This window comes from Paenarthrobacter sp. 10N417, from assembly GCF_056394745.1.
Map to the genome: position 1 here is coordinate 200,807 of NZ_JBFTIL010000006.1, position 22,684 is coordinate 223,490.

Annotated in this window: 21 protein-coding genes and 1 pseudogene; 13 read left to right on the forward strand and 9 right to left on the reverse strand. The window is 60.9% G+C overall.

From position 1 onward, the window contains the following. Positions 1-17 precede the first annotated feature (17 nt). The 4 genes from AC1DCM_RS09795 to AC1DCM_RS09810 are packed head-to-tail and all read right to left on the reverse strand — an operon-like array spanning position 18 to position 4,664. Positions 18-929 (reverse strand): carbohydrate ABC transporter permease, encoded by a 912-nt coding sequence (locus tag AC1DCM_RS09795; protein ID WP_442018277.1) that lies wholly within the window; start codon positions 927-929, stop codon positions 18-20. After that, positions 926-1,807, reverse strand: coding sequence for a carbohydrate ABC transporter permease (locus AC1DCM_RS09800; RefSeq protein WP_442018276.1), 882 nt, complete (start codon positions 1,805-1,807; stop codon positions 926-928). Before AC1DCM_RS09800 ends, AC1DCM_RS09795 begins: the two co-directional genes overlap by 4 nt. Before the next feature lie 46 nt (positions 1,808-1,853). After that, positions 1,854-3,188, reverse strand: a complete 1,335-nt coding sequence (locus AC1DCM_RS09805; RefSeq protein ID WP_442005872.1) for an ABC transporter substrate-binding protein — start codon at positions 3,186-3,188, stop codon at positions 1,854-1,856. A 39-nt stretch (positions 3,189-3,227) separates the two neighbouring features. Next, positions 3,228-4,664, reverse strand: coding sequence for a glycoside hydrolase family protein (locus AC1DCM_RS09810; RefSeq protein WP_442005873.1), 1,437 nt, complete (start codon positions 4,662-4,664; stop codon positions 3,228-3,230). A gap of 149 nt (positions 4,665-4,813) precedes the next feature. Between AC1DCM_RS09810 and AC1DCM_RS09815 the strand changes: the two are divergent. After that, a pseudogene (locus tag AC1DCM_RS09815) lies at positions 4,814-5,095 on the forward strand (PDDEXK nuclease domain-containing protein); the annotation flags it as partial. A gap of 336 nt (positions 5,096-5,431) precedes the next feature. Here the strand turns inward: AC1DCM_RS09815 and AC1DCM_RS09820 are convergent. The 3 genes from AC1DCM_RS09820 to AC1DCM_RS09830 form a co-directional block, all read right to left on the reverse strand. Then, positions 5,432-5,740 (reverse strand): RES family NAD+ phosphorylase, encoded by a 309-nt coding sequence (locus AC1DCM_RS09820; protein WP_442005874.1) that lies wholly within the window; start codon positions 5,738-5,740, stop codon positions 5,432-5,434. Then, entirely contained in the window at positions 5,737-6,366 is a 630-nt protein-coding gene (locus AC1DCM_RS09825) for a hypothetical protein (RefSeq protein WP_442005875.1), read from the reverse strand. Before AC1DCM_RS09825 ends, AC1DCM_RS09820 begins: the two co-directional genes overlap by 4 nt. An 81-nt stretch (positions 6,367-6,447) precedes the next feature. Beyond that, entirely contained in the window at positions 6,448-6,843 is a 396-nt protein-coding gene (locus tag AC1DCM_RS09830) for a nuclear transport factor 2 family protein (RefSeq protein ID WP_442005876.1), read from the reverse strand. Positions 6,844-7,171: 328 nt separating this feature from the next. On the opposite strand from AC1DCM_RS09830, the gene AC1DCM_RS09835 reads away from it, so the two are divergent. Further along, positions 7,172-7,972, forward strand: coding sequence for an SDR family NAD(P)-dependent oxidoreductase (locus AC1DCM_RS09835; RefSeq protein ID WP_442005877.1), 801 nt, complete (start codon positions 7,172-7,174; stop codon positions 7,970-7,972). A 64-nt stretch (positions 7,973-8,036) separates the two neighbouring features. Here AC1DCM_RS09835 and AC1DCM_RS09840 read toward each other — a convergent pair whose 3' ends face one another. Next, on the reverse strand, positions 8,037-8,789 hold the full coding sequence (locus AC1DCM_RS09840; protein WP_442005878.1) for a helix-turn-helix domain-containing protein: 753 nt from the start codon (positions 8,787-8,789) through the stop codon (positions 8,037-8,039). Between the two features lie 407 nt (positions 8,790-9,196). Here AC1DCM_RS09840 and AC1DCM_RS09845 point away from each other — a divergent pair, with 407 nt between their 5' ends. The 9 genes from AC1DCM_RS09845 to AC1DCM_RS09885 all read left to right on the forward strand — a co-directional run bounded on the left by AC1DCM_RS09845 (position 9,197) and on the right by AC1DCM_RS09885 (position 18,708). Next, a complete protein-coding gene (locus AC1DCM_RS09845; protein WP_442005879.1) occupies positions 9,197-10,258 on the forward strand; it encodes a sugar ABC transporter substrate-binding protein in 1,062 nt (353 codons plus the stop codon). Between the two features lie 62 nt (positions 10,259-10,320). Continuing rightward, a complete protein-coding gene (locus AC1DCM_RS09850; protein WP_442005880.1) occupies positions 10,321-11,850 on the forward strand; it encodes a sugar ABC transporter ATP-binding protein in 1,530 nt (509 codons plus the stop codon). A gap of 68 nt (positions 11,851-11,918) precedes the next feature. Then, positions 11,919-12,962 (forward strand): ABC transporter permease, encoded by a 1,044-nt coding sequence (locus tag AC1DCM_RS09855; RefSeq protein WP_442005881.1) that lies wholly within the window; start codon positions 11,919-11,921, stop codon positions 12,960-12,962. A 38-nt stretch (positions 12,963-13,000) separates the two neighbouring features. After that, positions 13,001-13,729 carry an SDR family NAD(P)-dependent oxidoreductase gene (locus tag AC1DCM_RS09860; RefSeq protein ID WP_442005882.1) on the forward strand — a complete coding sequence of 243 codons (729 nt, stop codon included), beginning with the start codon at positions 13,001-13,003 and terminating at the stop codon, positions 13,727-13,729. Between the two features lie 44 nt (positions 13,730-13,773). Continuing rightward, entirely contained in the window at positions 13,774-14,721 is a 948-nt protein-coding gene (locus AC1DCM_RS09865; protein WP_442005883.1) for a dioxygenase family protein, read from the forward strand. Beyond that, on the forward strand, positions 14,718-15,773 hold the full coding sequence (locus AC1DCM_RS09870; RefSeq protein WP_477516015.1) for a maleylacetate reductase: 1,056 nt from the start codon (positions 14,718-14,720) through the stop codon (positions 15,771-15,773). The genes AC1DCM_RS09865 and AC1DCM_RS09870 overlap by 4 nt, the downstream gene beginning before the upstream one ends. 52 nt (positions 15,774-15,825) lie before the next feature. Beyond that, on the forward strand, positions 15,826-16,929 hold the full coding sequence (locus AC1DCM_RS09875; RefSeq protein ID WP_442005885.1) for a zinc-dependent alcohol dehydrogenase: 1,104 nt from the start codon (positions 15,826-15,828) through the stop codon (positions 16,927-16,929). Positions 16,930-16,941: 12 nt separating this feature from the next. Then, a complete protein-coding gene (locus AC1DCM_RS09880) occupies positions 16,942-17,865 on the forward strand; it encodes a sugar phosphate isomerase/epimerase family protein (protein ID WP_442005886.1) in 924 nt (307 codons plus the stop codon). A 99-nt stretch (positions 17,866-17,964) separates the two neighbouring features. Beyond that, on the forward strand, positions 17,965-18,708 hold the full coding sequence (locus AC1DCM_RS09885; protein ID WP_442005887.1) for a helix-turn-helix domain-containing protein: 744 nt from the start codon (positions 17,965-17,967) through the stop codon (positions 18,706-18,708). A gap of 299 nt (positions 18,709-19,007) precedes the next feature. Here the strand turns inward: AC1DCM_RS09885 and AC1DCM_RS09890 are convergent, their stop codons facing one another. Beyond that, positions 19,008-20,504, reverse strand: a complete 1,497-nt coding sequence (locus AC1DCM_RS09890; protein WP_477516016.1) for an amino acid permease — start codon at positions 20,502-20,504, stop codon at positions 19,008-19,010. A 445-nt stretch (positions 20,505-20,949) separates the two neighbouring features. On the opposite strand from AC1DCM_RS09890, the gene AC1DCM_RS09895 reads away from it, so the two are divergent. Together AC1DCM_RS09895 and AC1DCM_RS09900 are read left to right on the forward strand one after the other, a co-directional pair. Then, the gene (locus AC1DCM_RS09895; RefSeq protein WP_442005889.1) at positions 20,950-21,366 is read left to right on the forward strand and encodes a RidA family protein; all 417 of its coding nucleotides are present in this window, start codon (positions 20,950-20,952) and stop codon (positions 21,364-21,366) included. After that, positions 21,360-22,601: a MalY/PatB family protein gene (locus tag AC1DCM_RS09900; protein WP_477516017.1), complete on the forward strand. Its 1,242-nt coding sequence runs from the start codon at positions 21,360-21,362 to the stop codon at positions 22,599-22,601. The genes AC1DCM_RS09895 and AC1DCM_RS09900 overlap by 7 nt, the downstream gene beginning before the upstream one ends. Positions 22,602-22,684 lie beyond the last annotated feature (83 nt).

Below are 22,684 nucleotides of genomic sequence, written 5' to 3' on the forward strand. Positions count from 1 at the left end.
TCCGGCTGGCATGGGCGTCACCCCTTCGTCGCCCCGCTCTCGAGGCCTTGGATCATCGCCTTGTTCAGCACGAGGAACACCAGCAGCAGAGGCGTGATCGTGACGCAGACCGCGGCAAAGGTGGCCGTCCAGTCGGTTTTTCCCATGGCTCCGATGTAGTTTTGCAGGCCCAGTGGGATCGTCTTGAGGCCCTCAGAGAGCACGAACGTGTTGGCGAAGATGAAATCGTTCCAGATGAAGATGCTGTTGACCAGAACGACTGTGACCACAGTATTCACGGAGAGGGGGAGGGTGATCAGCCCGAAGATCCGGTAGGGGCCCGCGCCATCCAGCGAGGCGGCCTCGTATGTCTCGCGAGGGATGTATTCAAAGAAGGAGGAGAAAAGGTAGATCGACATCGGAAGAGCGAATCCCGCCAGGGGAATGATCATCGACGGGTAGGTGTCGAGTAGGTTAACGGTCGAGTAGTCGATGAAAAGCGGTACCAGCGCGATCTGCACGGGCACGATGATGCCAATCATAAACAAGCTGCGGACGAACTTGCTGAACCGAAAGCCGAGGACCTGCAGGGCATAGGCCGCCATCATGCCCAGAAGCACGATCAGCAGGTTGGCGCCCATCGTGACAATGAAACTGTTGACGATGTTCATCCCGAGATTGCCGGTCTCAAACGCGCGGGCGTAGTTATCGAATGTGATCGCCTTGGGCAGAGCAAACGGGTCGCCCGTCGCGAAGTCATTTTCGGTGCGCAGACTGGTGATGAAAAGCCATGCGAGCGGGTAGACCTGCACGATGACGATGAGCGCGATGAGGACCTTTGATAGGGTGCCGTGCAGGCTTCGTTTGCGCCTGCGCCGCGTGGGCAATGGTGGCCTGCTTTCTGATGTTGCAGGGCTGTGCCTTGTGATCCGAGCTGCTTGCGCGGTCATGCGTCCGCCTTTCGTTTGAGCATGAAAAGGATGAGTCCGACGGCGACCAGGCACTCGACAACGATAAATACCGAGATGGTGCTGGCGTAGCCGAAGTCGGTGCTGGTGAAAGCTGTCTTGTACATGTAGGTGGTCAGCAGTTCCGAGGACTGTCCGGGGCCGCCGTTGGTCATCAGATAGGGGATGTCGAATCCGCGCAGGCCGTAAGTGGTCGCCATGATAGTGGTGGTGATCCAGACGGGCCGGATGTGCGGGAAGCGGATCTTGGTGAACAGTTGCCACCGTGATGCACCGTCGAGGCGGGCGGCTTCCTCAAGTTCCTGCGGAACGGATAGCAAGGCCGCGTAAATGATGAGCATGTACAGCCCCGTGAAGCGCCAGCCTTCCGGTACCGATACTGCCGTGAGGACGGTGTTCACGTCTGAGAGCCATGCGTGTTCGAGGGTGCCGAGGCCGATCCACTGCAGCACCTGGTTGAGCAGACCCACCGGGTCGATCGAGTAGATCCGCACGAAGAGGAATGCGATAGCCACGGTGGAGATCACGGCCGGCAGCAGGTAAAGAGTCTTAATTAGTTCGCGGCCGCGGCGCAGAGAGGTGAGTAGGGTGGCGACAAGCAGCGCACCGCCGAGCTGCAGGACCAGACAGATAAACAGGTAGCCGAGTGCATTGAAGAAGGAGCGCCAGAAGACGTCATCGCCGGTGAACATCCGTAGGTAGTTGGCGAGGCCGACGAACTCCATGTCGCTGATGCCGTTCCAGGAGAAGAAGCTGAGGAACAGGGACTGGAGGATGGGGAACAGTACGGCGGCGCCGTAGAGCAGCAGGGGTGGGAGCAGGAAAACCAGTACTGAGAGTCGGGACCTGTTGGGGAGCATGGTGGGGCCTTTCGGGTGGGGGGCCGAGGCCCCCCACCGTTATGTGTTATTTGAAGAACTTCGGTGCGTTCTGCGCGATGGTGCTGTCCATCGTGCTGGTGAACTGTTCCGGCGTGATGTCGCCCTGGACGAGGAGCACGAGTTCTTGCTTGAGCCGTGAGTCAGTTGTCGGGTCCAGCTGCGTATCCCACGGCATGGCCTGCTGGTCTCCCAGGTCGTTTGCTGTCTCGAGGGCCTTCTTGTACAGGGGAGTCGCATTGGCCGGGGTGGCGGTCTGCACGTTGGTCGTCGGTGAAAGAGCGCCGGTGGCCGCGTACTCGGAAGGGTATTTCGTCAGGGCAAACTTGAGGAAGTCACTGACGAGCGGGTCGTAGGTCTTGGCATTGACAGCCATGCCGATTCCGGACGGCGAGACGTATTCGTTGGCAGCGGTGACGGATCCTTCAGTTGTCGGGAGGGTGAGGAAATCAATATTGTCCCGAACTGCCGGGTTCAGCTTGTCAGTCGCCAGGCTTGGCAATTCCCACGTGCCGATGTTGTACATCGCTGCCTTCCCGGAGGTGAAAATGTTCTGGGCGTCGGAGTAGCCCTGCGAGGAGAAGCCATCCTGGAAGCACTTGTTTTTGCCCAGGGCAGCCAGCCAGTCAACGGCCTTCTTCCCGGCAGCGTCTGAGAACTTCGCGTTGCCCTTCTTCAGCTTCTGGAGGAAGTCGGGACCCGCTGTCCTGAACGGCTGGTAGGCCATGTAGCGTTCCAGGGGCCACTGGTCCTGCCCGTCGATGGCGATCGGGGTGATTCCGGCGTTGCGCAGTGCGGTGCACATCGCGGGGATGTCGTCCAGCGACTTCGGTACCGGGACGCCAGCCTGCTGCAGCAAGGCCTTGTTGTACCAAATGAACTCCAGTTCGAATTGGAACGGGATCATGTACAGCGATCCGTCATCGAATCGCTGGTAGTTCAGGGCGTTGGGTCGGTAGTTGTCATACACGCCCAGGTCTTTGAGCAGCTTTTCCGCGTCCACCATCTTGCCCTGCTTGGCGAGCTGTTGGGCGAAGGGTGTGGCATCCGTGTCGAAAAGCTCGGGAAGCTTGTTCGCGGCGGCGAGGGTCTCGAGTTTCTGGATATATGAGGGGCGGTCGGGGGTGGTGATGAGGTTCAGCGAGAAGCCCGGGTGGTCCTTGGCATAGTCGTCCGCGACCTTCTTCATGATGTTGATTACTGCCCCGTCCGCTGGGCGAGAGAGCAGCCATGAGATTTCCCTCGGTTTGATCTCGCCGGTGGGCCTCACATTGGCAGGGCCGCCGGCCCCTCCGCCGGCGCAGGCGGCCAGGGACAGCGCAGCTATGGCCGCGACCGCAGCCGTGCGAATCAGTTTCTTCATGGAACAATCTCCTTTGATTTGAGCCGAAAGTGGTGGTGTTTAGTTGTCTGTGCGTTTACGTATCTGAAGTTCGGTAAGAGCAGCGGAGCCCTCCCCGGTGAAGATGCCTATCCGCCCCGCGGGCAAGTCGTAGATCCGGGTGCTGAGGGCGACCTGCCGATCAACAACGGCAACGCACAGGTCCCCGTCGACGATGACTTCCAGCGTGTGTTCGCCGGGAGGCAGGTGGCAGGGGCGTTCCAATTCGATGTCGAACGGGATGTCCCCGGAGACATGCCACTGCGCGTCGCCGGTGATCTTCCTTGGCCACCGGTCGAAAACCATGCGCCCGCGCTTCGGTTCCAAGCGCAGGACGTAGGACTGATCCCCGTCCTGGCTTGACCGGAGCAACAGCCCGCATTCGGTGGTGTTGGGGTCAATGTCCAGTACTGCCTTGGCGTAAAACTGGCTGGGCAGTTCTTCTTCGGACACGATGGCGGTGTACCCGTCCGGTACGTCCAGTCGTGTGGGCAGTTCGGCTGGCAGGGTTACCGGGACGTCTTCCCAGAAGCTGTCTACGAGTTCGTCGGCGAAGGAGAATCCCAGTGTTCCGTCGGGGTTCTGGCGTGCTTCCAGGACGGACATTGTGCCGGCCCACTGCCAGGGACCGTCGTCGGTGTTGCCTTCCTTGCTTGCGATCCATCCAAAGAAGAAGCGGCGACCATCGCGCTCTGCGGACTTGGATGCGTAGAAGGCGCGGCCGTCGACGCTGTCAAGATTGGGTACGGTCCACGGGCCGTCGGGACTCTTGGCCATTCGGTAGCGGGTTGTGAACGATTCGGAAAACTCGGAGTACACCATGTACCACCAGTCGCCCCAGGAGAAGACGTCGGGGCACTCATGGGTGATGTAGCGGCGCGGGTCCCAGAATGGTTCGGTGTGCTGCCACGTCATGAGATCAGTGGACACGCACTGTGCGATGACGCCTCGGCGCCGTTCCGGTCCGGCGGAGTGGCGTGCCGCCAGCAGCATCCTCCACTGGCCTTTGCTTTCATCGCGAAACACGAAGGGATCCCGCCAGTCACCGGACTCGTAGCCGTCAGGGGCGCCGAAGGTGAGTTCCGGATGCTTTACCCAGCTCCGCATGTCATCCGTGCTCGTGGCGTGCATAACCAGCTGCAGGGGCGCGCCGTCGGGGCCGAGGTTCCGGGGGTTGTGGCCGGTATAGAAGAGGTGGTGGACGCCGGTGTCGTCGACGACGATGCTGCCTGTGTAGGCGTTGAAGTCCACGTCGGTTTCGCTGCCGTGATGCAGGGATACGCCGTGGTTCTCAAACTCCGTGAGGTCCTTGGTGGTGACCAGATTCCATGAAGTGCCGGGTTTCGGGTCCGTACGGTCTTCGTGAAGGTAGAAGAGCCAGAACTCGCCGTCCTTTTCGAAGGGGATGAGGTCCCCAACCCATCCGTTGGCGGGTTGGAAGAAGACTGAGCGTTTCATCTGCGCTGATGTCCATTCTGCTAAAGCGTTTGATCACTAGTAAGTTAGCGTTAATCGTGGGGGGTGGTCAAGCGTTTTAGCAAAAGTTGTTTGGCGCCTTCTATGGTCTAGTTTCGGGGCGGGCATGGGACCCCGATTCCACCAACGCCTACGCGATGGGGGCAGTTCAGCACGGGTGGTCACGCAATGTGCTGCTGAACAAGATCATGAATAGAGCTCTGGAACGCACGGACAATGCCACTTCGAACTTTGCGCGGCAACTTGCTGCGCAATCATCCGAACTGGCCCAACAGGTTGCCAAAGACCCCTACAACTTCGAATTCCTCGGCCTCTCCGGGGAAGTCGTCCAACGTGATCTGGAAAATGCTCTGACCACCAGCCGGATCACCGAAACTCTCCGGGAAGTCGGACCGGGGTTCTCCTTCGTCGGCGGGGCCTCCTGCTACCTCGCGAGAACGTCGACTTTGAGGGGCGCACAGGTATTCACGAGCCAGCTGAAGCCGTCAGCCGCGGCGAAGGCAAGTCCGCTTCCCGGGACTACTTCAAGGTGGTCTTCCTGAAACCTGTCACCAAATAGCACGTTGGCTCTGGCACTGTTGTCGCGTCTAGACATCCAACCGAGCCGTCAAACCCTGCGGAGTGGGCTGCCTGTGCCCATTTGCGCGTCTGTGGGTAGTTATCCATCGGGGTGTCTGTAAGTTGGGTGGCTTCGATTCCGGGCGCACGAAGGCCCAGTCCGAAAAATTCTGCGATCCGAACCTGCCGCTTCAACTCCAGCCCCGCCAAGACACTGTTGGCGTAAATGCTGCGGGAAGCGTCGCCGGGGCGCCAACAGGGACATCGTGCAGCAGGGTCTCAGCCAAGGCAGCTTCCCGGGTTTCGGACAGGTACAGGGCCGGGACCATGGGGTCGCCGAAGAAGTGGAACCGGCCGGCGCCCTGGGGCCCGGGGTTGAACTGGTTGGGCCGGAACCGGTTGGAGTGAATACGGTGGAGGATGGTCCCAAGTGCCAAGACTCCGATGCGTGGCTCGAAGGGGTCGGGTGGCTCCGGGGTCGTGGGCCAGACGACCGTCACCAGATGGCCTCGAAGTGGGCCTCAGCCGCGGCGAGCAGTTGTTCCCGGTCGTTGAGATGGTCCACTGGCCGGCGCTGATCAGCGAATGCCGATGAAGGGGTTGCCATCCATAAGACCAGGTCTTCGTCCGGGACGTCGAGACCGCGGGTGAGCGCCACTAGCTCTGGAATGACAGGAAGGACGGTACCGCGCTGCAGATCGAATTGGAACTTCGGGTAGCGGATGGCCTGGCGGCGGGCATACCCGAGCAGCCTCCCGGCGGACCGCTGCGACGACGCGAAGTTCCGGTTGGTGGCCTTGGCGCCAAGGAAAGCTGCCGTCTCAGTGCTGCTCATCGACGGCAACTCGTTCTCGATCCGCCGCCACCAGTTCTCCTCCGCCTGCAGGCTGCGGACAAGTTCAGGAGAGGGCGTATCCGGATTGGACGCAATCGCGGCTCCCAAGGCGGAGATGCTGTTCGCTTCACTGAGAGCCCTTTTTAGGATCCATGCATCGACGCCGACAACCTCGGAGAATTCCTTCACGGTGGAGGGGGAGGATTTGGTGGCGAAAGAGCCGCCTGCAGCACGCCGACGAGCGGCTATCGCCTTCTTTTTCAGGATCACGTCCCGCCGTGAGGTCACCATTTCTCCTCCTGACAATGACGGTTGATACAGATGACTTTGTCATCTGTGAAAGACATCGCGTTCGTTCGTTTGCCCCTCGATCTACGCGGCGGCAGGCTTCCGGGGCGTCGGCTGGTAGGCCAGAAACTTCCAGGTTTCATCCTCCTTGACCCATACAGACAGGGCACTGTTGGCAAGGGTTTTATGGGTTCCGTTGACAGTGAGATCTGCGTTCATCTCGCCGAACACCAGTGCCGTGTCCCCGATAAGGAGGATGTCTTCAATGGGGTGGTCGATTCGGTGGTACTTGTAGAACCCTTTGCGAAGCTTTTCCAGGTAGCTGCCCAACGTGTCCCTGTCGCCGAGTGAATGGGTGTACACCAGCTGCTTGTGGCAGAGGTCTTCAAAGGCAGCGTAGTCACCATCGACTACGGCTTGGTAGCGTTTCGCCTCCAACGTTTCGATCTGGTTTTTCTCGGCTGCGGTGGCGTTATCCACGAAAGCGCTCTCCTTGCTTGAAGTGTTTGACCCCAGTCTGCTTCCAAGGTAATTGACGACAAGAAGAGTGTCAACTAATAGTTGACGAATCTCTCGCTCCAAGCAGCCAGGCCCCTGCCACGTCTTATCGCTCGGGCGCCGTTAGACGCCGGGTAGTGCGCAGTAATTAGGCACTTTTCGTAGTTTCTGAGCGTTCAAGCTTGGGTTCGCTTCGAACAACTATGTAACCTTTTACTTGACAGCTGTGTGTTGAATCACTTAACGTCGTCCTCGAATCCTTCGCCACCACAACCAGCGCTGCCGTAGTGCGGACCGAAAGGTAGATCTCATGGAATTGGAACTGACCGGCAAGAAGGCCATCGTGACAGGTGCCGCCCAGGGCATCGGGCGTGCGACCGCACTTTTGTTGACCGCAGAGGGGGCAACGGTGGCAGCGCTGGACATCGACAAATCGGCTCTGACCGAGCTTGAAGAACTGGCGGCGGACAATCCGGGCCGGATTGTCCCCGCCGTCGTGGACTTCACCAACGGCGAAGCCACCACCAACGCGGTCATTGAGGCCATTAGCCAGCTCGGCGGCCTTGACCTGTTGGTCAACAACGTCGGCTCCGGGGCGGTCCGGACTTTCGAGCAGATCTCAGACGAAGACTGGCAGCGGACGATGGAGTTGAACTTCATGAGCTACGTACGCACCATCCGGGCCGCCCTGCCTACGCTTCGTCAATCAACGGCGCCATGCATCGTCAACAATGCCTCCGATCTGGCCCGCCAGCCTGAAGCCCAGCCTGTTGACTACTCGGCAAGCAAGGCGGCAGTGCTGGCGCTGACGAAGTCTATTGCCCGCGCAGAGGGTCCGAAGATCCGCGTCAATGCGGTCGCTCCTGGGCCAATCTGGACACCGTTCTGGACCAAACCGGGCGGTTTCGCGGACACCTTTGCCACCCTTCACGGGATGGAACGCCAGGCGGCGGTCGAGCACGAAATGAAGCTGCGTCAGCTGCCACTGGAACGGCTGGGCACTCCGGAGGAAGTGGCACGCATCATCGCCCTGCTCTGCAGCCCGATTACCAGTTTCGTCACCGGATCCGTCTGGGGCGTGGACGGCGGCAGTATCCGCGGACTTATCTAGGTTCTCAGTCCGTCCTTGACGCCCGTCGGCAGGGCAACGGATGGACGGCACGAAGGGGTAGAAATCAGGAGTGTGAGTGGCCAATCGCCGCGGAATCGCCGTCGTCGGATCCGTGCCTCGCCCTGGCGAGGTCCAGAGGATGGGCGAAACCCTGACGGCCGACTACTGCCCAGATGGCGATGCAGTCTTCACCGGAGGTGTTACTGAGACGGTGCGGCACGTTCGAGTCGAAGTTCATGCTGTCTCCCGGCCCGAGAACATCGCCGTCAAAGGAGACCTGAACGTTCAGGTGGCCAGAAAGTATGTGGATGTACTCCCATCCAGGGTGGCGCATCAAGGCGTCCGCGGCACAGGACTCGCTCCCGGGTGCGTACGTCACCCGCAAAAACTCGACCAACGGATCCGCCCGTTCCGTAAGCCGCTCCCAGCGGACGCCTCCCATGTTGATCTCCGGACGGTCGCTGGCCCTTTGGATTCCTGGCAGGGAACCTGCCGGAGGGACGAACGCGGAAACACCGTTCAGTTTGTTCGCTGACGCTTTGGCGCTGGCGTCATTGGCCTGCTGGGCTGGCCCCGAGTGCTCACCGCTCATCAGCGAGTCCAGCGACAGTCCCAGTTCGGACACGATGGTGTACAGGGTTCCGATGGAAGGGACGGCACGGCCCAGTTCGACCTGCGACATAAAACTTGCGGAGATGCCGACCCGGCGGGCGAGCTCCCGGAGGGAGATTTTCGCCTTGGTCCGTGCGGCCCGGAGCTGACCGCCCAGTTGGGCGCGACCCTCTTCTGTAGCCGGTATTGTCTCTTGAATACTCATCGTGGGCCTTTCCGGCGATCCAACCCGGCATGCGAGCCAGTCGTTGATATGTCTGTCCACCAAGCGACCACTTAGCTGGCCACAATGTAAAGTCTGCGCTCACGCCAGTTTACCCTTCTCTTGCCCGCTCTGGCGATATTTGGCTGTTTATTTAGACTTCAGCCAGCACGACTGCGAGTTTGGACCTCCAGCTGTAAAGTTCAATGTGCTGTATTACTTGACAGTGTGGGGTGTGTCACTTTACATTTGAGGAGTGATGAAGCCGACGCTGGCCATTAATGGAGGATTTCCCAGTCGCCACCGCCGGCCAAAGTTTTCGACAAGCGCCCGGTACTCGAAGCCGAGGACGGACCGCCCCGGAACAAGAAGAGTTCCACCGTGTATATCTACCTTCTAATTAGGAGCAAATGATGGTGCAGGATCGCAAAGGCGCCTCCGCATTCAAACTGAGCCGTCGCCACATCGGTGTCGCCGTGCTCGCCAGCGCCACTGTCGCGCTTTCCGCCTGTGGCGGGGGTGCAGCACCTGGAGGTGCTGATGAGAAGCCCACCGTTGGTTTCTCAGCAGGTGTCCTCGACAACCCCTTCACTGCGGGTCTGGTTGACTCGGTCGTCACCGAGGCCAACTCAAACGGCCTGAACATGCTCCCGGCATCCAACGCTGAAGGCGACCCCGCCAAGCAGGTGACCGATATCAACACACTGATTTCCCAGAACGTCAAAGGCCTTGTGACCATCCCCCGGGACAGTGATGCCGTCGTTCCGGCTATCCAGGCCGCGAATGCCGCCAACATCCCGGTGGTGACAGTGGACACCGCAGCCAACGGCGGCAAGATCTACATGAACATCAGGGCTGACAATGTTGCCATGGGCACCAGTGTCTGTGAACAGATCGGCAAGCTCACCGGTGGCAAGGGCACGGTGCTGGAGCTGCACGGCGCGCTGTCAACGACGTCGGGATTCGACCGCGACAAGGGATTCAGCGACTGCATGTCGGCCCAGTTCCCCGGCATGCAGATCATCAAGAAAGACACCAACTGGGAATCCGCGAAGGCTGTAGAGAATGCTCAAACGGTTCTGAGCACGTCCAAGATCGACGCGGTCTTCCTAGCCAGTGACTCAGTGATGCTCTCCGGCGTACAGACCGTAATGGAAGGCCAGGGCAAGTGGGCTCCCGCCGGACAGCCTGGCCACGTTCCTCTGGTGACGATTGACGGATCCAAGGGATCCTTGGAAGCCATTCGTTCCGGCCACGTTGATGCCGTCGTTTCCCAGCCCGTGGACCTCTACGGCAAGTACGGAGTCCAGTACCTTAAGGACGCTATCGCCGGCAAGGAATACAAAGTCGGCCCGTCCGAACATGGCAGCGAGATCGTCGACTACAAGGGAAACCTGGCTGACATGCTTCCTTCCCCGGTTATCACCAAAGCCAACGTTGATGACCAAAACCTCTGGGGCAACAAGAAGTAGCTGCCCCCTCCTTCCCTCAGGCCGGACCTGGGTGAAGACTGAATTTGAGAAAGGGTGACATCGTGGTCACAGTTAACACGCAAAATGCCATCGAGATTCGTGGGCTCCAGAAGTCCTTCGGTTCCACTCAGGCGTTGACAGATGCCAACCTGATCGTCCGTTCAGGCGAATCCCGGGCCATGCTCGGTCGGAACGGGGCAGGAAAGTCCACTTTGATAGCGATGCTCACCGGCCTGGTGACGCCGGACTCCGGCACCATTCACATCCAGGGCGCCAACGGTGAAGTCACCGAAGGCCCCGGGTCTGATTCCATCGCCTGCGTCTATCAGAAAAGCACCCTGGTGCCGGAACTGACGGTGGCGGAAAACATCAGCCTTGGTGCCTACCCGCGAAAGCGCTGGGGGAGCGTGGACTGGTCCGCGATCCGCAGGACGGCCACTGACCAGCTCAAAGATTGGGGCTACGAGCGCATTGCCGACAAGGTGGTTGCTGACCTTGAACCGCTGGAAAAGAAGATCGTCGAAGTCTGCCGGGCGCTGTCCCGGGGACCACGGATCCTTCTTCTGGATGAACCCACTGCCGGACTCGATGAAGGGGCATCCCACGAACTCTTCGCCCAGATCAACAGCCTTCGCCAGCGCGGAGTCACGGTCATTTATGTGTCCCACCACCTTGAGGAAATCTTCAAGGTCTGCGACTCTGTCACGATCCTGCGCGATGGACGGGACGTCCTGACTGCCCAGACGTCGGACCTTACCGTTAGTCGAATCGTCAATGTTATGGCAGGGGTGAGTGAGGAAGAAGCTGCGGCCGCAAAGAAAGGTACCGTTGGCGCACATCGCCGCCAGGACCAATTGGGCGACACGCGCCTGACTGTTACCGGCGCCGCCGTCGGCTCCCGTGTCCTGGGAGCGAGCCTGACAATCCGCGTTGGGGAATGCGTCGGGCTGACAGGCCTCGATGGGGCAGGCCACGTCCAGCTCGCGCAGGCCATCGCCGGTCAGCTCGCGCTGGATAAGGGCACGGTGGAGCACAACGGCCACACCCTTGGTCAAGGCAACGTCATCAAGACCATCAACGCTGGCGTGGGTTTCGTCCCAGAAGACCGCCACGTCAACGGCTACGTCCCGGAGATGTCGGTAGAGGAGAACGCCACCCTGACCATCGTGGACCGGCTTCGCGGCCGCGGCGGCCTTATCAATTCAGGCCGACGCCGCGAGCGCTTCACAGCACTGTCCGGAGCCTGGGCCATCAAATGTGACGGACCCACGCAGGCCGTCGAAGAGCTCTCCGGAGGCAATCAGCAGAAGGTCGTGCTCGCACGGGCTCTGGCGTCCGACCCGGACACGCTGGTTCTCGTCCATCCCACTGCCGGTGTGGACGTAACGGCCAAGGAGTCCATCTACGAATCACTCCGGGCGCTGCGCGAAAGCGGAAGGTCCCTGCTGATCGTCTCCACGGACGACACGGACCTGGAAATCTGCGACAGGGTCATCGTCATGTACAGGGGCGAAATTCACGCCGAACTCGACGCCGGCTACGAAGAGTGGGAACTCGTAGGCGCCATCCAGGGGGCGGAGGCAGCGGCATGAAAATGAAAACTGCCGCCACGCCCCTTCAGCCCACACCCACAGAGCCAAAGAACCAAGGAGAAACTCCCATGTCCACGCATACCCCGACCGTTGCGGGTACGCCGACCAGCCGCCGGCCCGTCAATATCATCGGTCAAGCCCGCTCGTCAGGCTGGGCACGTGAACTGGCACTGCTGCCCGCCATTATCCTGGCGATGGTGGTCGGCGCGGTGCTGTCCCCGCAGTTCCTCACGGCGAACAACCTCCTGAACAACGTCCTCGTCACCTCTGCAGTCCTTGGGATCGTCGTGATCGCTGAAAGCATCATCCTGATCTCCGGATACTTCGATCTTTCCCTCGAATCCGTCGTGGGCCTGGCCCCGATGCTCGCCGTCTGGCTGGTCCTGCCCACCGCGGTCGGCGGCTCCGGTTTTGGATGGTCGCCCTGGGCCGCGATGGCGGTCATGTTTGTCCTCAGTATTGTCATCGGATTCACGAACGGGTTCCTTGTCGGCAAGCTCAAGCTCAACGCCTTCATGGTCACCCTCGCCATGCTCACACTCCTCCGGGGCCTGACCATGGGCCTGTCCGGCGGCAAGACCCTCTCGGGCCTGCCCCCTGAGTTCCTGGCCCTCGGCAACGCCAAGTGGTTCGGGATTTCCATCCAGATCTGGCTCTTCGTGATCTTCCTGGTCGCTGCCGCCATCTTCATGCGCAGCCACCCGGTCGGCCGCAAACTCTACGCAATGGGGGGAAACAACGCAGCGGCAGCGGCGGCAGGTATCAAGACGCTGCGCCTGACCATCGGAGTGTTCGTCGCCGGCTCGATCATCGCCGCATTCGCCGGTCTCATGCTCACCGGCCGCATCGCATCCGTGACCGCCAACCAGGGCGACGGCCTCATCTTCACTGTGTTCGCTGCGGCCGTCATCGGTGGCATCAGCCTTAACGGCGGCAAGGGATCGATGGTCGGTGCGCTAAGCGGCGTATTGCTGTTGGGCATCATCCAGAACATCCTGGTCCTGTCCCAGGTGCCCTCATTCTGGATCAAAGCCATCTACGGCCTCATCATTCTCAGCGCGCTGATCTTCAACTACTTCGCCGGTTCCCGGAGTACCCGCCGCGTCGTGTAACCAATCCGCCACCCCTTGAAAACAAGGAGCATCACACCGTGAGTTCACCATCCTTCGACGGGAAAGTCGCCATCGTCACCGGCGCGGCCAGTGGCATCGGCTATGCGACCGCTACGGCACTGACCGCACAGGGTGCGACCGTCTACGGAGCTGACATAGCCGCCGGCGACGCAGCTGACGGGACCATCCAGTGGCGGCGCCTCGACGTCGCCGAAGAAGACGGCTGGAAGGCACTCACGGAAGAAGTGCTCCAGGCCCACGGCCGGATCGACGTCCTGGTCAATAACGCAGGCCTGGTCGGATCGTACGAATCGATCACGGATATCGACATCCAGGACTGGCACCGGATCATCTCCATCAACCAGACCGGGGTCTTCCTGGGAATGCGCTTCGTCGCACCGGCCATGCTGGCGCAGGAATCCGGATCCATCGTGAACGTCTCGTCCATCTGGGGACTTGTCGGAGCAGCCGGCGTCGCCGCCTACCAGGCATCCAAGGGTGCCGTGACGATGATGACGAAGAACGCCTCCGCCACCTGGGCAGCGCAGGGGATCCGCGTGAACTCGGTCCACCCCGGGCTGATCACAACACCCTTGACGGAAAACCAGGATCAGGCCATTTCAGATGAGCTGATCGCCAAGACCCCTATGCACAGGGCCGGAAAGGCCAGCGAAGTCGCCGATGCGATCGTCTACCTCGCCTCCGACAAGGCCTCATACATCACCGGCGCGCAACTCGTTGTCGATGGCGGATTCACCAGCATCTGAGCCCCACTGACCAGCCGCCCCAGCTCCAAGGAAGGAACAGCACCATGAGCACGGACCTCGGCCCCGGAACACTGACTGCCGCAGTCATCGACAGTTTCCGCAGCACCCCGGATGACCGGCTTCGGACCATCCTGACCAGCCTCACCACCCACCTTCACAACTTCATCCGGGAAATCGAACCGACGATCGAAGAATGGGAAACCGCCATCAACTTCCTGACCGCCACAGGCCAGAAGTGCGACACCGTCCGCCAGGAGTTCATCCTCCTTTCCGACGTGCTGGGCGTGTCGATGATGGTGGAAACGATCAACGACGCCGAAACCCCGGACGCCACCGACTCCACCGTTCTGGGGCCGTTCCATATGGTCGAATCCCCGAAACGGGATCTGGGCGAGAACGCTTCGCCCGAGAGCGAAGGTGATATCTGCTTGGTACGGGGTCGCATCCTGTCCGTCACCGGTGAACCGGTCCCGCATGCCTCCATCGACATCTGGCAGGCAAACACCAAAGGCTTCTACGACGTTCAGCAACCCGGCATCCAAAGCATCGGCAACGGACGCGGTCTGTTCACATCCAACGCCGCCGGAGAGTTCTACTTCCGCAGCGTTATCCCCAGCTATTACCCGATACCAACCGACGGGCCTGTCGGTGACCTGCTGCACGCCACTGCGCGCCATCCGAACAGGCCGGCACACATCCACTTCATCGTCACCGCCCCCGGATTCCGGGAACTGACAACCCACATCTTTGTTGCCGGCAGCGACTACATCGACTCAGACGCCGTTTTCGCCGTAAAGAAGAGCCTGATCGCCGAATTCGCGCCCAACACCTCAGCGGACGACGCAGCCCGCTACGGGCTTGCCTCCCCGTTCATGGAGGCAGTGATCGACATCGTTATCCACCCCGACCTCGTCGACCCCGACATTATCCAGAACGCGGTGATGTCCCCGGCCACTGCTCGGATTATCGAAGCACAGGAGAACACCCAATGAAGGATTTTCAGTACCAGGCACTTCCAATGCGCGTCCGCTTTGGAGCAGGATCTCTTGCCTCCCTCAACGATGAGGTGGTCAAACTTGGCCTCAAGCGTGTTCTGGTCCTTGCCACCCCTTTCCAGGCGGACCTCGCTGAAGAGGTTTCCGCACAGTTGGGAGATCTCAGCGCCGGCGTGCATGCGGAAGCTGAAATGCACGTGCCCATCGAATCTGCCCGTAGGGCGCGTGAGGTAGCCGCAGCGGCTCAGGCCGACGGGTACGTTGCTGTTGGCGGCGGATCGACAACGGGGCTGGGCAAGGCCATCGCACTCGAGTTCGGCCAGCCGATTATCGCCGTCCCCACCACTTACGCCGGCTCCGAGATGACGCCGGTGTGGGGGCTGACCGCCGACGGCGAAAAGAAGACCGGGCGCGATCCCAAAGTTCTGCCCACCAGTGTCATCTACGACCCGGAACTTACCGTCACCCTCCCGGTGGCCATGTCCATCACCAGCGGATTCAACGCCATCGCCCACGCCGTGGAGGCCCTCTACGCTCCCGACGGATCGCCGATTATCTCGCTGATGGCAGAGGAAGGCACCCGTGCACTGCTCGAAGCGATGCCGAAGATCGCCGAAAGCCCCTCCAGCATCGAAGCCCGCTCCGACGCCCTGTACGGTGCCTGGCTCTGCGGAGCTACTTTGGGTGCAACAACAATGTCCCTGCACCACAAGTTGTGCCACACTCTCGGCGGGACCTTCAACCTTCCCCACGCCGAAACCCACACAGTGGTGCTTCCCTATGCCCTGGCCTACAACGCCCAGCACGCCCCGCAGGCGATCGCGGCCCTGCAGCGCGCAACCGGTTCAGACAATCCCGCTGCGCACTTCAAGAAGTTGAGCGTAGCCCTCGGTGCGCCGTCGTCGCTGGCTGAACTGGGCCTTAAGGAGTCCGATATCGACAAGATTGTCGAAATCGCGACCAAGAACCCTTACGCCAACCCGAGGGAAGTTACGCCGGAGGGCATCCGGGAGCTCATCACTGCGGCTCTCCACGGCAGCGACGTCTAAGCCGACGAACCTCGTTACTACCCGCTGCCTGAACCTACAGAAGGAAGACATCATGTCTGAGACCGTCAAAGACGTGCGGCCAGCATCCGCAGTACCCCCTCTGGGCACTGTCCCAGCCGTTCTGGTCCGCAAAGACGCCAACGCCACCGTCACAGTCGAGCCAGGCACTACAGCCGTCACATCGCCCAAGCCCACCGAACTCCTTATCCGGCCCGCCTACGTAGGGGTGTGCGGAACCGATATCGAGATCCTGCACGGCAGCATGCCGGAATCCTTCAAGATCAACTATCCCCATGTCATGGGCCACGAATGGTCAGGTTTCGTCGTGGAAGCAGGTGCTGACGTTGAAGGGTTCCACCCAGGGGACCGGGTGCTCGGCCACGGACACCTGGGTGGAAATGACTGGTTTGGCGTCACTCACGACGGAGCAGCAGCAGAGCTCTTCACTGTCCCGGCGGACATGTGTTTCCACATCCCCGCCGAGGTGGACATGCTTACGGCCGCCGTCATCGAGCCGTTCGCCTGCGTACTGAACGGATTGACCAAAATCGGCGGAATCAGCGCTGCGGACACCGTCCACGTGCACGGACTCGGAGCCATCGGCCTCAACGCCGTCCTGCAGGCAGTCACCGCAGGCGCGGTCGTCGTCGTGTTCGACCCCAGTCCGCTTCGTCGCGACACTGCGATGAAACTGGGGGCAAAAGCTGCCGTGAATCCCCTGGAGAACCCGGACACCACTACTGCGGCATCAGAGGCCATCGGACGGCCATTCGCAGACGTGGTTATTGAGGCTTCCGGGAACTCGGCGGCTCAAGCGGCTGCGCTCGAGAGCGCTGACCACAATGGACGTGTCTTGCTGATGGGTGTCTCCACTCCGAAATTCGCTCCCGCGCGATTGGGCCTTGTCCAGGAACGGAACCTGACAATCGCCAGCTCCACCGGGGCGCCGGTGGCAATTTGGCCGGCAGCGATCCGTTTCGTTGCCAACTCGGGCCTGAACCTCGGTGAGATTGTCTCCACTGTGGTCCCCTTCTCCCGAGGGGACGAAGCCCTGCAGCGTGCACAGGATTCCAGCCATGAAACGAAGGTCATGCTCGCCCCTGACGACACAGCGCTCGACGGCGGGCCAAGCTCCCCAACCCCCAAAGCCAACTAACAAAGGACGAATGTGAACGACACGAGCATCATTCAAAACCGGGACCTGCTGGCCTCCTGCTGGACCTGGGCAGGAAACGCAGCGCCGCTGCGTGGCGACGAAACAAGTCCCATTGACGTGCGGACCCGGGTTGAGGCCGCCGCCAAAGCCGGTTGGAAAGGCCTTGGATTCATCCACGCCGACCTTCCACAGATCGAAGAAACCATTGGCCTTAAGGGACTCCGCCAGCTGATGGACGACAACGGCATCGTCCACGCCGAGATGGAATTCCTCGCCGATTGGTGGAAGAACGGCCCTGAACGGGAGGAATCCGATCGCTGGCGCAAGATCCTTTTCAACGCCGCGGAGATTCTCGGCGTCAAGACCATCAAGATCGGCGCGGAGCTTGCTCTCGAAGGTGAACCGGCGCCCGTCGATGAGATCGCATTCCACGAGGAATTCGACCGGCTCGCCACCCAAGCCGGCGAAGCAGGCACGCGGGTCGCCCTGGAACCGATGCCGATGAACAACCTTAAGACGATCGAAATCGGCGCGAAGTTCATCAACGAAGTCAACAACCCGCACGGCGGACTCACCGTCGACACCTGGCACACCAGCCGCGGCGGGACCCGTTATGAAGATCTGTCCTCCATCCTGCCGATGGACAAGGTCTTCATTGTCGAAATCGATGATGCCCGCAAGGACGTTGTCGGTTCGCTCTGGGAAGACACGATCAACGAGAGGCTCTACCCCGGCGAGGGAGACCTGGACACCGTCAGCTTCGTCAAGGCAATCTATGACGCCGGCTGGCGGGGTCACTGGGGTGTGGAAATACTCGCGGAATCACACCGGATCCTGCCCTTGGACCGGGCCCTGGCCCGCGCCCACGATTCGGCGGCGGCAACACTCGAGGCAGCGTCCCAGTTGATCGCCGCAGAGCAGTCCGAAAAGGTCTGAAGCGACTGAGCTTTCTGAATACTCCCGGCCCACGCGCTGCCCGCAAGAGGCAGCGCGTGGGTCAAACACGACAAGCACCCTAAGAAGAAGCGGAACACCGTGAGCGCACCAGCCCCCGAGGAACGATCGGACGCGGCCACACAGCTTGGCAGTCGGCTCCGGAATGCCCGGCAAAGCGTCAGGCTGTCCCTGCGCGAACTCGCGCGCCGCGCAGACGTTTCCGCCAGCCTCGTTTCACAAATCGAGCTTGGCCGCACGTCACCGTCCGTGGGAACCCTTTACGCCCTCGTCTCCGAATTGGGCCTGTCACTGGACACCCTGATGCAGGATGGGGCCCTGTTGAGTATTCCGTCTCCAGTAACGAACCTCCGGATGGCTGACACCGCCGTCGCAACCGGGGAAGCGGAAACCAAGTCCGCGGAGGACCAGCACCGGGTCACCCATTCAGTGACCTCCATGGCGGCCAATCCACTCCCAGGGCTGCTTGAAGCGAGGGACCGTCCAAAACTACGAGTCGACGGTGTCCTCTGGGAGCGGCTGACCGCTGAGAACGACCCCAGCGTGGAGCTGCTTCGCGTGACGTACCGAAGCGGCACAGAATCCTGCCCGCCGGACAACCTCATGCGGCATGGTGGGCATGAGTACTTCCACATCCTTGAAGGAAGGCTCCACGTGGAGGCAGGCTCCTCGTCGGGAACGCTTAACGCCGGGGACAGCATCAATTTCTTATCGTCCCTCCCACACCGGCTTAGCAATCCATTCACCGAGGACTGTGTAGCCATCTGGGTGGTGGTCGGCCGGCGAAGCCAGGACCCGGACAACACCGTCTCGCCCATTGCATAGGCCCGACGCAAACTGTCCGTACAAGTCTTACGGAACATGGAATGGAGCCCCAGACGGCCGTAGGGCAATGCGTTCCGTTGGTTGGTCTCAGAATTCTACTTCCAGTTGCGGCTTCCGTGATCAGCCGCGGACGCTCCGAGTTCCTTCGCGCATTGGAGTTGGTGTTGGTTCACCGGGAGGCTGTTGATTCCGGGGTTCATGGCTTGTGCTCGTGCGTGAGCCAAACCATTGCAGGGTTCAGGGAACGGGCGGATGACCATTGCCGGGGCTATGGTCATCCACCTCGTTCGATACGCACCTTACGGCTGCCGCCCTGTGGCCTGGGTGACGATGGGCGCCGCTCCGGTGTGGCCGTCGCGTGCAGCGGCAATCTCGCGGATCCGCCCGCGGCATGCGTACCAGCCTGCGATCATGAGCGCTACCGCGATTGCGGTTACGACCACGGTCAACGGGGAGTCTATAAGAATCATGACAAGGACCACGGCTAGGAAGGCAATGGTTAGATAGCCCGTAAACGGGGCTCCGGGCATGCGGAAGGAGGGACGTTGGGTCCACCCTTTCCTGGCCCACCTCTGAAATTGGATTTGGCACAGGACGATCGCGGCCCACGCGACGATGATGCCAACGGCCGCAATGTTGAGGACGATCTCGAATGCGTCGCCCGGGACGATGTAGTTCAGCGGGATACCGAGGAAGGAGACTGCTGCCGTGATGGCTATGCCGCCGTAGGGCACGCCGGCCTTGTTCATTCGAAGTGCGAATCTCGGCGCTGAGCCGGCGGCGGCCATCGAGCGTAGGATGCGTCCGGTGGAGTAGAGCCCGGCGTTCAGCGAAGACAGGGCAGCTGTGAGCACAACGAGGTTCATGATGGAGTCGATGCCGTTGATGCCGATTGAGCTGAAGAACGTCACGAACGGGCTGACGCCCTTTTCATAAGCGGTGTAGGGCAGCAGCAGTGAGAGCAAGACGACGGATCCGACGTAGAAGAGCGCGATGCGGGCGATGACGGCGTTGATCGCCTTCGGCATGACCTTGGCTGGGTTCTCGGTCTCGCCGGCGGCAGTGCCGACGAGCTCAATTGAGCCGTAGGCAAAGATGATTCCCGACATGAGCAGGACCATCGGCAGAACGCCGTTCGGGAAGATTCCGCCGTTGTCGGAGATGAGCTGGAATCCGACCGCGCCACCGGTAGGAGTGCCGAAGACGACGAAATAGATGCCCACGAGGAGGAACGCGACCAGTGCGGTGACCTTGATGAGGGCAAACCAGAATTCCATCTCCCCGAAGACCTTGACGGAGACAAGGTTGAGGGCGAGGACGAGCACCAGGGCGATCAGTGCCCAGCTCCACTGTGGGACCGCGGCGATCCAGGGGACGTACCTGCCGAAGAAGCTCATGTAGAGTGCGGCAGCGGTCGTGTCGGCGATCGTCGTCGCAGCCCAAACCAGCCAGTAGAACCATCCGACGGTGAACGCTGCCTTCTCGCCGAAGAATTCCCTGGCATAGGAGACGAACGAGCCCGACGACGGTCGGTGCAGTACGAGTTCGCCCAGGGCGCGCAGGATCAGGAAGGCGAAGGCCCCACAGATCGCGTAGGCGATGAAGAGTGATGGCCCGGCTGCGGCAAGTCGGCCACCTGCGCCGAGGAACAGGCCGGTGCCGATCGCACCCCCGATAGCGATCATCTGGATTTGTCGGGATTTGAGTCCTTTCTGGTAGCCGGCATCCTCGGCGTGCAGGACGGGATCGGGTGAGTGCGCGTGTCCCGAGTCTGTGACGGGCGGCTGAATCGACATGGGAAGCCTTCCTGTTGGTTGAAACCTGAATTGGGCCTGATGGTCTACGGAGTGACCGCCGGAGTTGGGGGTCTGGGCAGGCATTTGAGGGGATTGCCGTTCTGGGCGCCCGCGGTAGGGCTGTAATGGGCAGAATGCGATATGGAAGACCTGAACACCGAAGTACCGGGGATTCAAATCACAGTTGAGAGTATGCGGCAAGTCACATCAAAAGATCAACAGTTTGTTGGAATGGTTTTCGACCTTGAGGGCGGGTATGCCTAGAAATGTGCAGTTTGCAGGGACTGATTTAGCGTTGGCTCGGCCTTCCGCATGTAAACGAAATGTGTAATAATTGTGGAAAGTTCCGCTTTACTCAAACTTTGTGTTGAATACACTTTGAGTTGGATCGGTGTGGCGTACCTGCTGTGCCGCGTCCGTCTCTCGAACGTCTGGAAGGTTTCTTATGGCTGAATCCGTTACGTCCACACCGCTCTATGAACGCGCGGTCCGGGTGGGGGATTTACTCTTTGTCTCCGGCCAACTCCCTATCGGAGATGGCGGCTTGCTGTATCCCGGGCGCGTAGGCCAGGAAGTTACAGTCGAGCAGGCGCGTGAGGCTGCAGTGCTTGCTGCCAGACGATGTCTGGATGTCGTCCGCGATGAACTCGGATCGTTGGACGCCGTGAAGGGTATCGCCAGGATCGGAGGGTACGTCTCAGCAGGGGAAGGATTCGTGGATGCACCCGCAGTGGTCGATGGCGCGTCGTGGCTCGCCGTCGATGTCTTGGGAGAAAAAGGCCACCATGCGCGGCTGGCAGTGGGAGTAGCCTCGCTGCCGCTGGGTGCATGTGTCGAGATTGAAATGACTGTGCAGTGCTAAGGACAGCCGAGAAGACTCAAACCGCCAGCATCGCGGCAGTCGGGAACCCGCTTGAGGAGCTCTCCCTCGAACAGCTCCGCCAGCGCATGAGCATGAAATGGCGCACTCATCCCTCCGACGTGCTGCCTCTGTGGGTTGCTGAGATGGACGTCCGGCTCGCGCCGCCGGTTTCGGAAGCGCTGCACGAAGCCATCGACGCTGGAGACACCGGATACCCTGCAGGGACGGAGTTCGCGGAAGCCATAAGTGCGTTCGCTTACCGGCGCTGGGGCTGGGATGGGCTGGCAGTCGAGCGCACCGCCGTCGTGCCTGACGTGATGATGGGCGTAGTCGAGATCCTGCGTCTGATTACAGACCCAGGCGACGCAGTCGTCGTCAACTCCCCGGTGTATGCGCCTTTCTATGCTTTCATCACCCATGATTCGCGCAGGATCGTTGAGGCGCCGCTAGGACAGGATCTCCGGATCAACCTCGCCACCCTCGAGGAAGCTTTCAAGCGCGCGCGCTCATCCGGACGGAATGCCGCGTACCTGATCAGCAATCCCCATAATCCGACCGGGGTGGTCCACAGCCCTGAAGAGCTCGCAGCTGTCGCCGCCCTCGCCCACAAATATGGGGTCCGGGTTGTCTCGGACGAGATCCACGCCCCGCTCGTCCTTCCGGGAGCAACGTTCACGCCGTATCTGAGCGTGCCCGGGGCGGAGAACGCGTTTGCGCTCACTTCGGCGTCAAAAGCCTGGAACCTTGCCGGCCTCAAGGCAGCACTGGCAATCGCCGGGCCCGATGCTGCCGATGATCTGGAGCGCATGCCCGAAGAGGTCAGCCACGGACCGAGCCATCTGGGTGTGATCGCCCAGACCGCCGCATTCCGTGATGGTGAAGAGTGGCTGGATGCCCTCCTCCGAGGCCTCGATGCGAACAGGGCCCTCCTCGGCAAGCTGCTCGCCGAGCATCTTCCCGGGGTCGGGTACGCTGCTCCCGAAGGGACATACCTGGCTTGGCTGGATTGCAGCCATCTGGCCCTCGATTCGTCAGCCGGGCACGAGGGCCTCGCTACCGTTTCCGACCTTGCCGGGCCGGCCAGGATGTTCCTCGACAAGGCTAGGGTCGCTCTGAGCTCCGGCCATGTCTTCGGCACGGGTGGGGCAGGACATGTTCGCCTTAACTTTGCCACTTCCCAGACCAATCTCACCGAAGCCATCACTCGGATGGGGCGAGCCGCCCACGTTGACTGAAGCTTCCTTAGTTGCAACAGCATGTTGAACGAAGAAGGTCTATCTCAGGCTGCTTGCGGCCCTAGCGGATACGCTTCAACAAA

Bases quoted from the DNA above. Each gene is read 5' to 3' on its own strand.
- AC1DCM_RS09795 (WP_442018277.1), bottom strand. From the start codon at position 929: ATGACCGCGCAAGCAGCTCGGATCACAAGGCACAGCCCTGCAACATCA.
- AC1DCM_RS09800 (WP_442018276.1), bottom strand. From the start codon at position 1,807: ATGCTCCCCAACAGGTCCCGACTCTCAGTACTGGTTTTCCTGCTCCCA.
- AC1DCM_RS09805 (WP_442005872.1), bottom strand. From the start codon at position 3,188: ATGAAGAAACTGATTCGCACGGCTGCGGTCGCGGCCATAGCTGCGCTG.
- AC1DCM_RS09810 (WP_442005873.1), bottom strand. From the start codon at position 4,664: ATGAAACGCTCAGTCTTCTTCCAACCCGCCAACGGATGGGTTGGGGAC.
- AC1DCM_RS09825 (WP_442005875.1), bottom strand. From the start codon at position 6,366: ATGGTGACCTCACGGCGGGACGTGATCCTGAAAAAGAAGGCGATAGCC.
- AC1DCM_RS09835 (WP_442005877.1), top strand. From the start codon at position 7,172: ATGGAATTGGAACTGACCGGCAAGAAGGCCATCGTGACAGGTGCCGCC.
- AC1DCM_RS09840 (WP_442005878.1), bottom strand. From the start codon at position 8,789: ATGAGTATTCAAGAGACAATACCGGCTACAGAAGAGGGTCGCGCCCAA.
- AC1DCM_RS09845 (WP_442005879.1), top strand. From the start codon at position 9,197: ATGATGGTGCAGGATCGCAAAGGCGCCTCCGCATTCAAACTGAGCCGT.
- AC1DCM_RS09855 (WP_442005881.1), top strand. From the start codon at position 11,919: ATGTCCACGCATACCCCGACCGTTGCGGGTACGCCGACCAGCCGCCGG.
- AC1DCM_RS09865 (WP_442005883.1), top strand. From the start codon at position 13,774: ATGAGCACGGACCTCGGCCCCGGAACACTGACTGCCGCAGTCATCGAC.
- AC1DCM_RS09870 (WP_477516015.1), top strand. From the start codon at position 14,718: ATGAAGGATTTTCAGTACCAGGCACTTCCAATGCGCGTCCGCTTTGGA.
- AC1DCM_RS09875 (WP_442005885.1), top strand. From the start codon at position 15,826: ATGTCTGAGACCGTCAAAGACGTGCGGCCAGCATCCGCAGTACCCCCT.
- AC1DCM_RS09890 (WP_477516016.1), bottom strand. From the start codon at position 20,504: ATGTCGATTCAGCCGCCCGTCACAGACTCGGGACACGCGCACTCACCC.
- AC1DCM_RS09895 (WP_442005889.1), top strand. From the start codon at position 20,950: ATGGCTGAATCCGTTACGTCCACACCGCTCTATGAACGCGCGGTCCGG.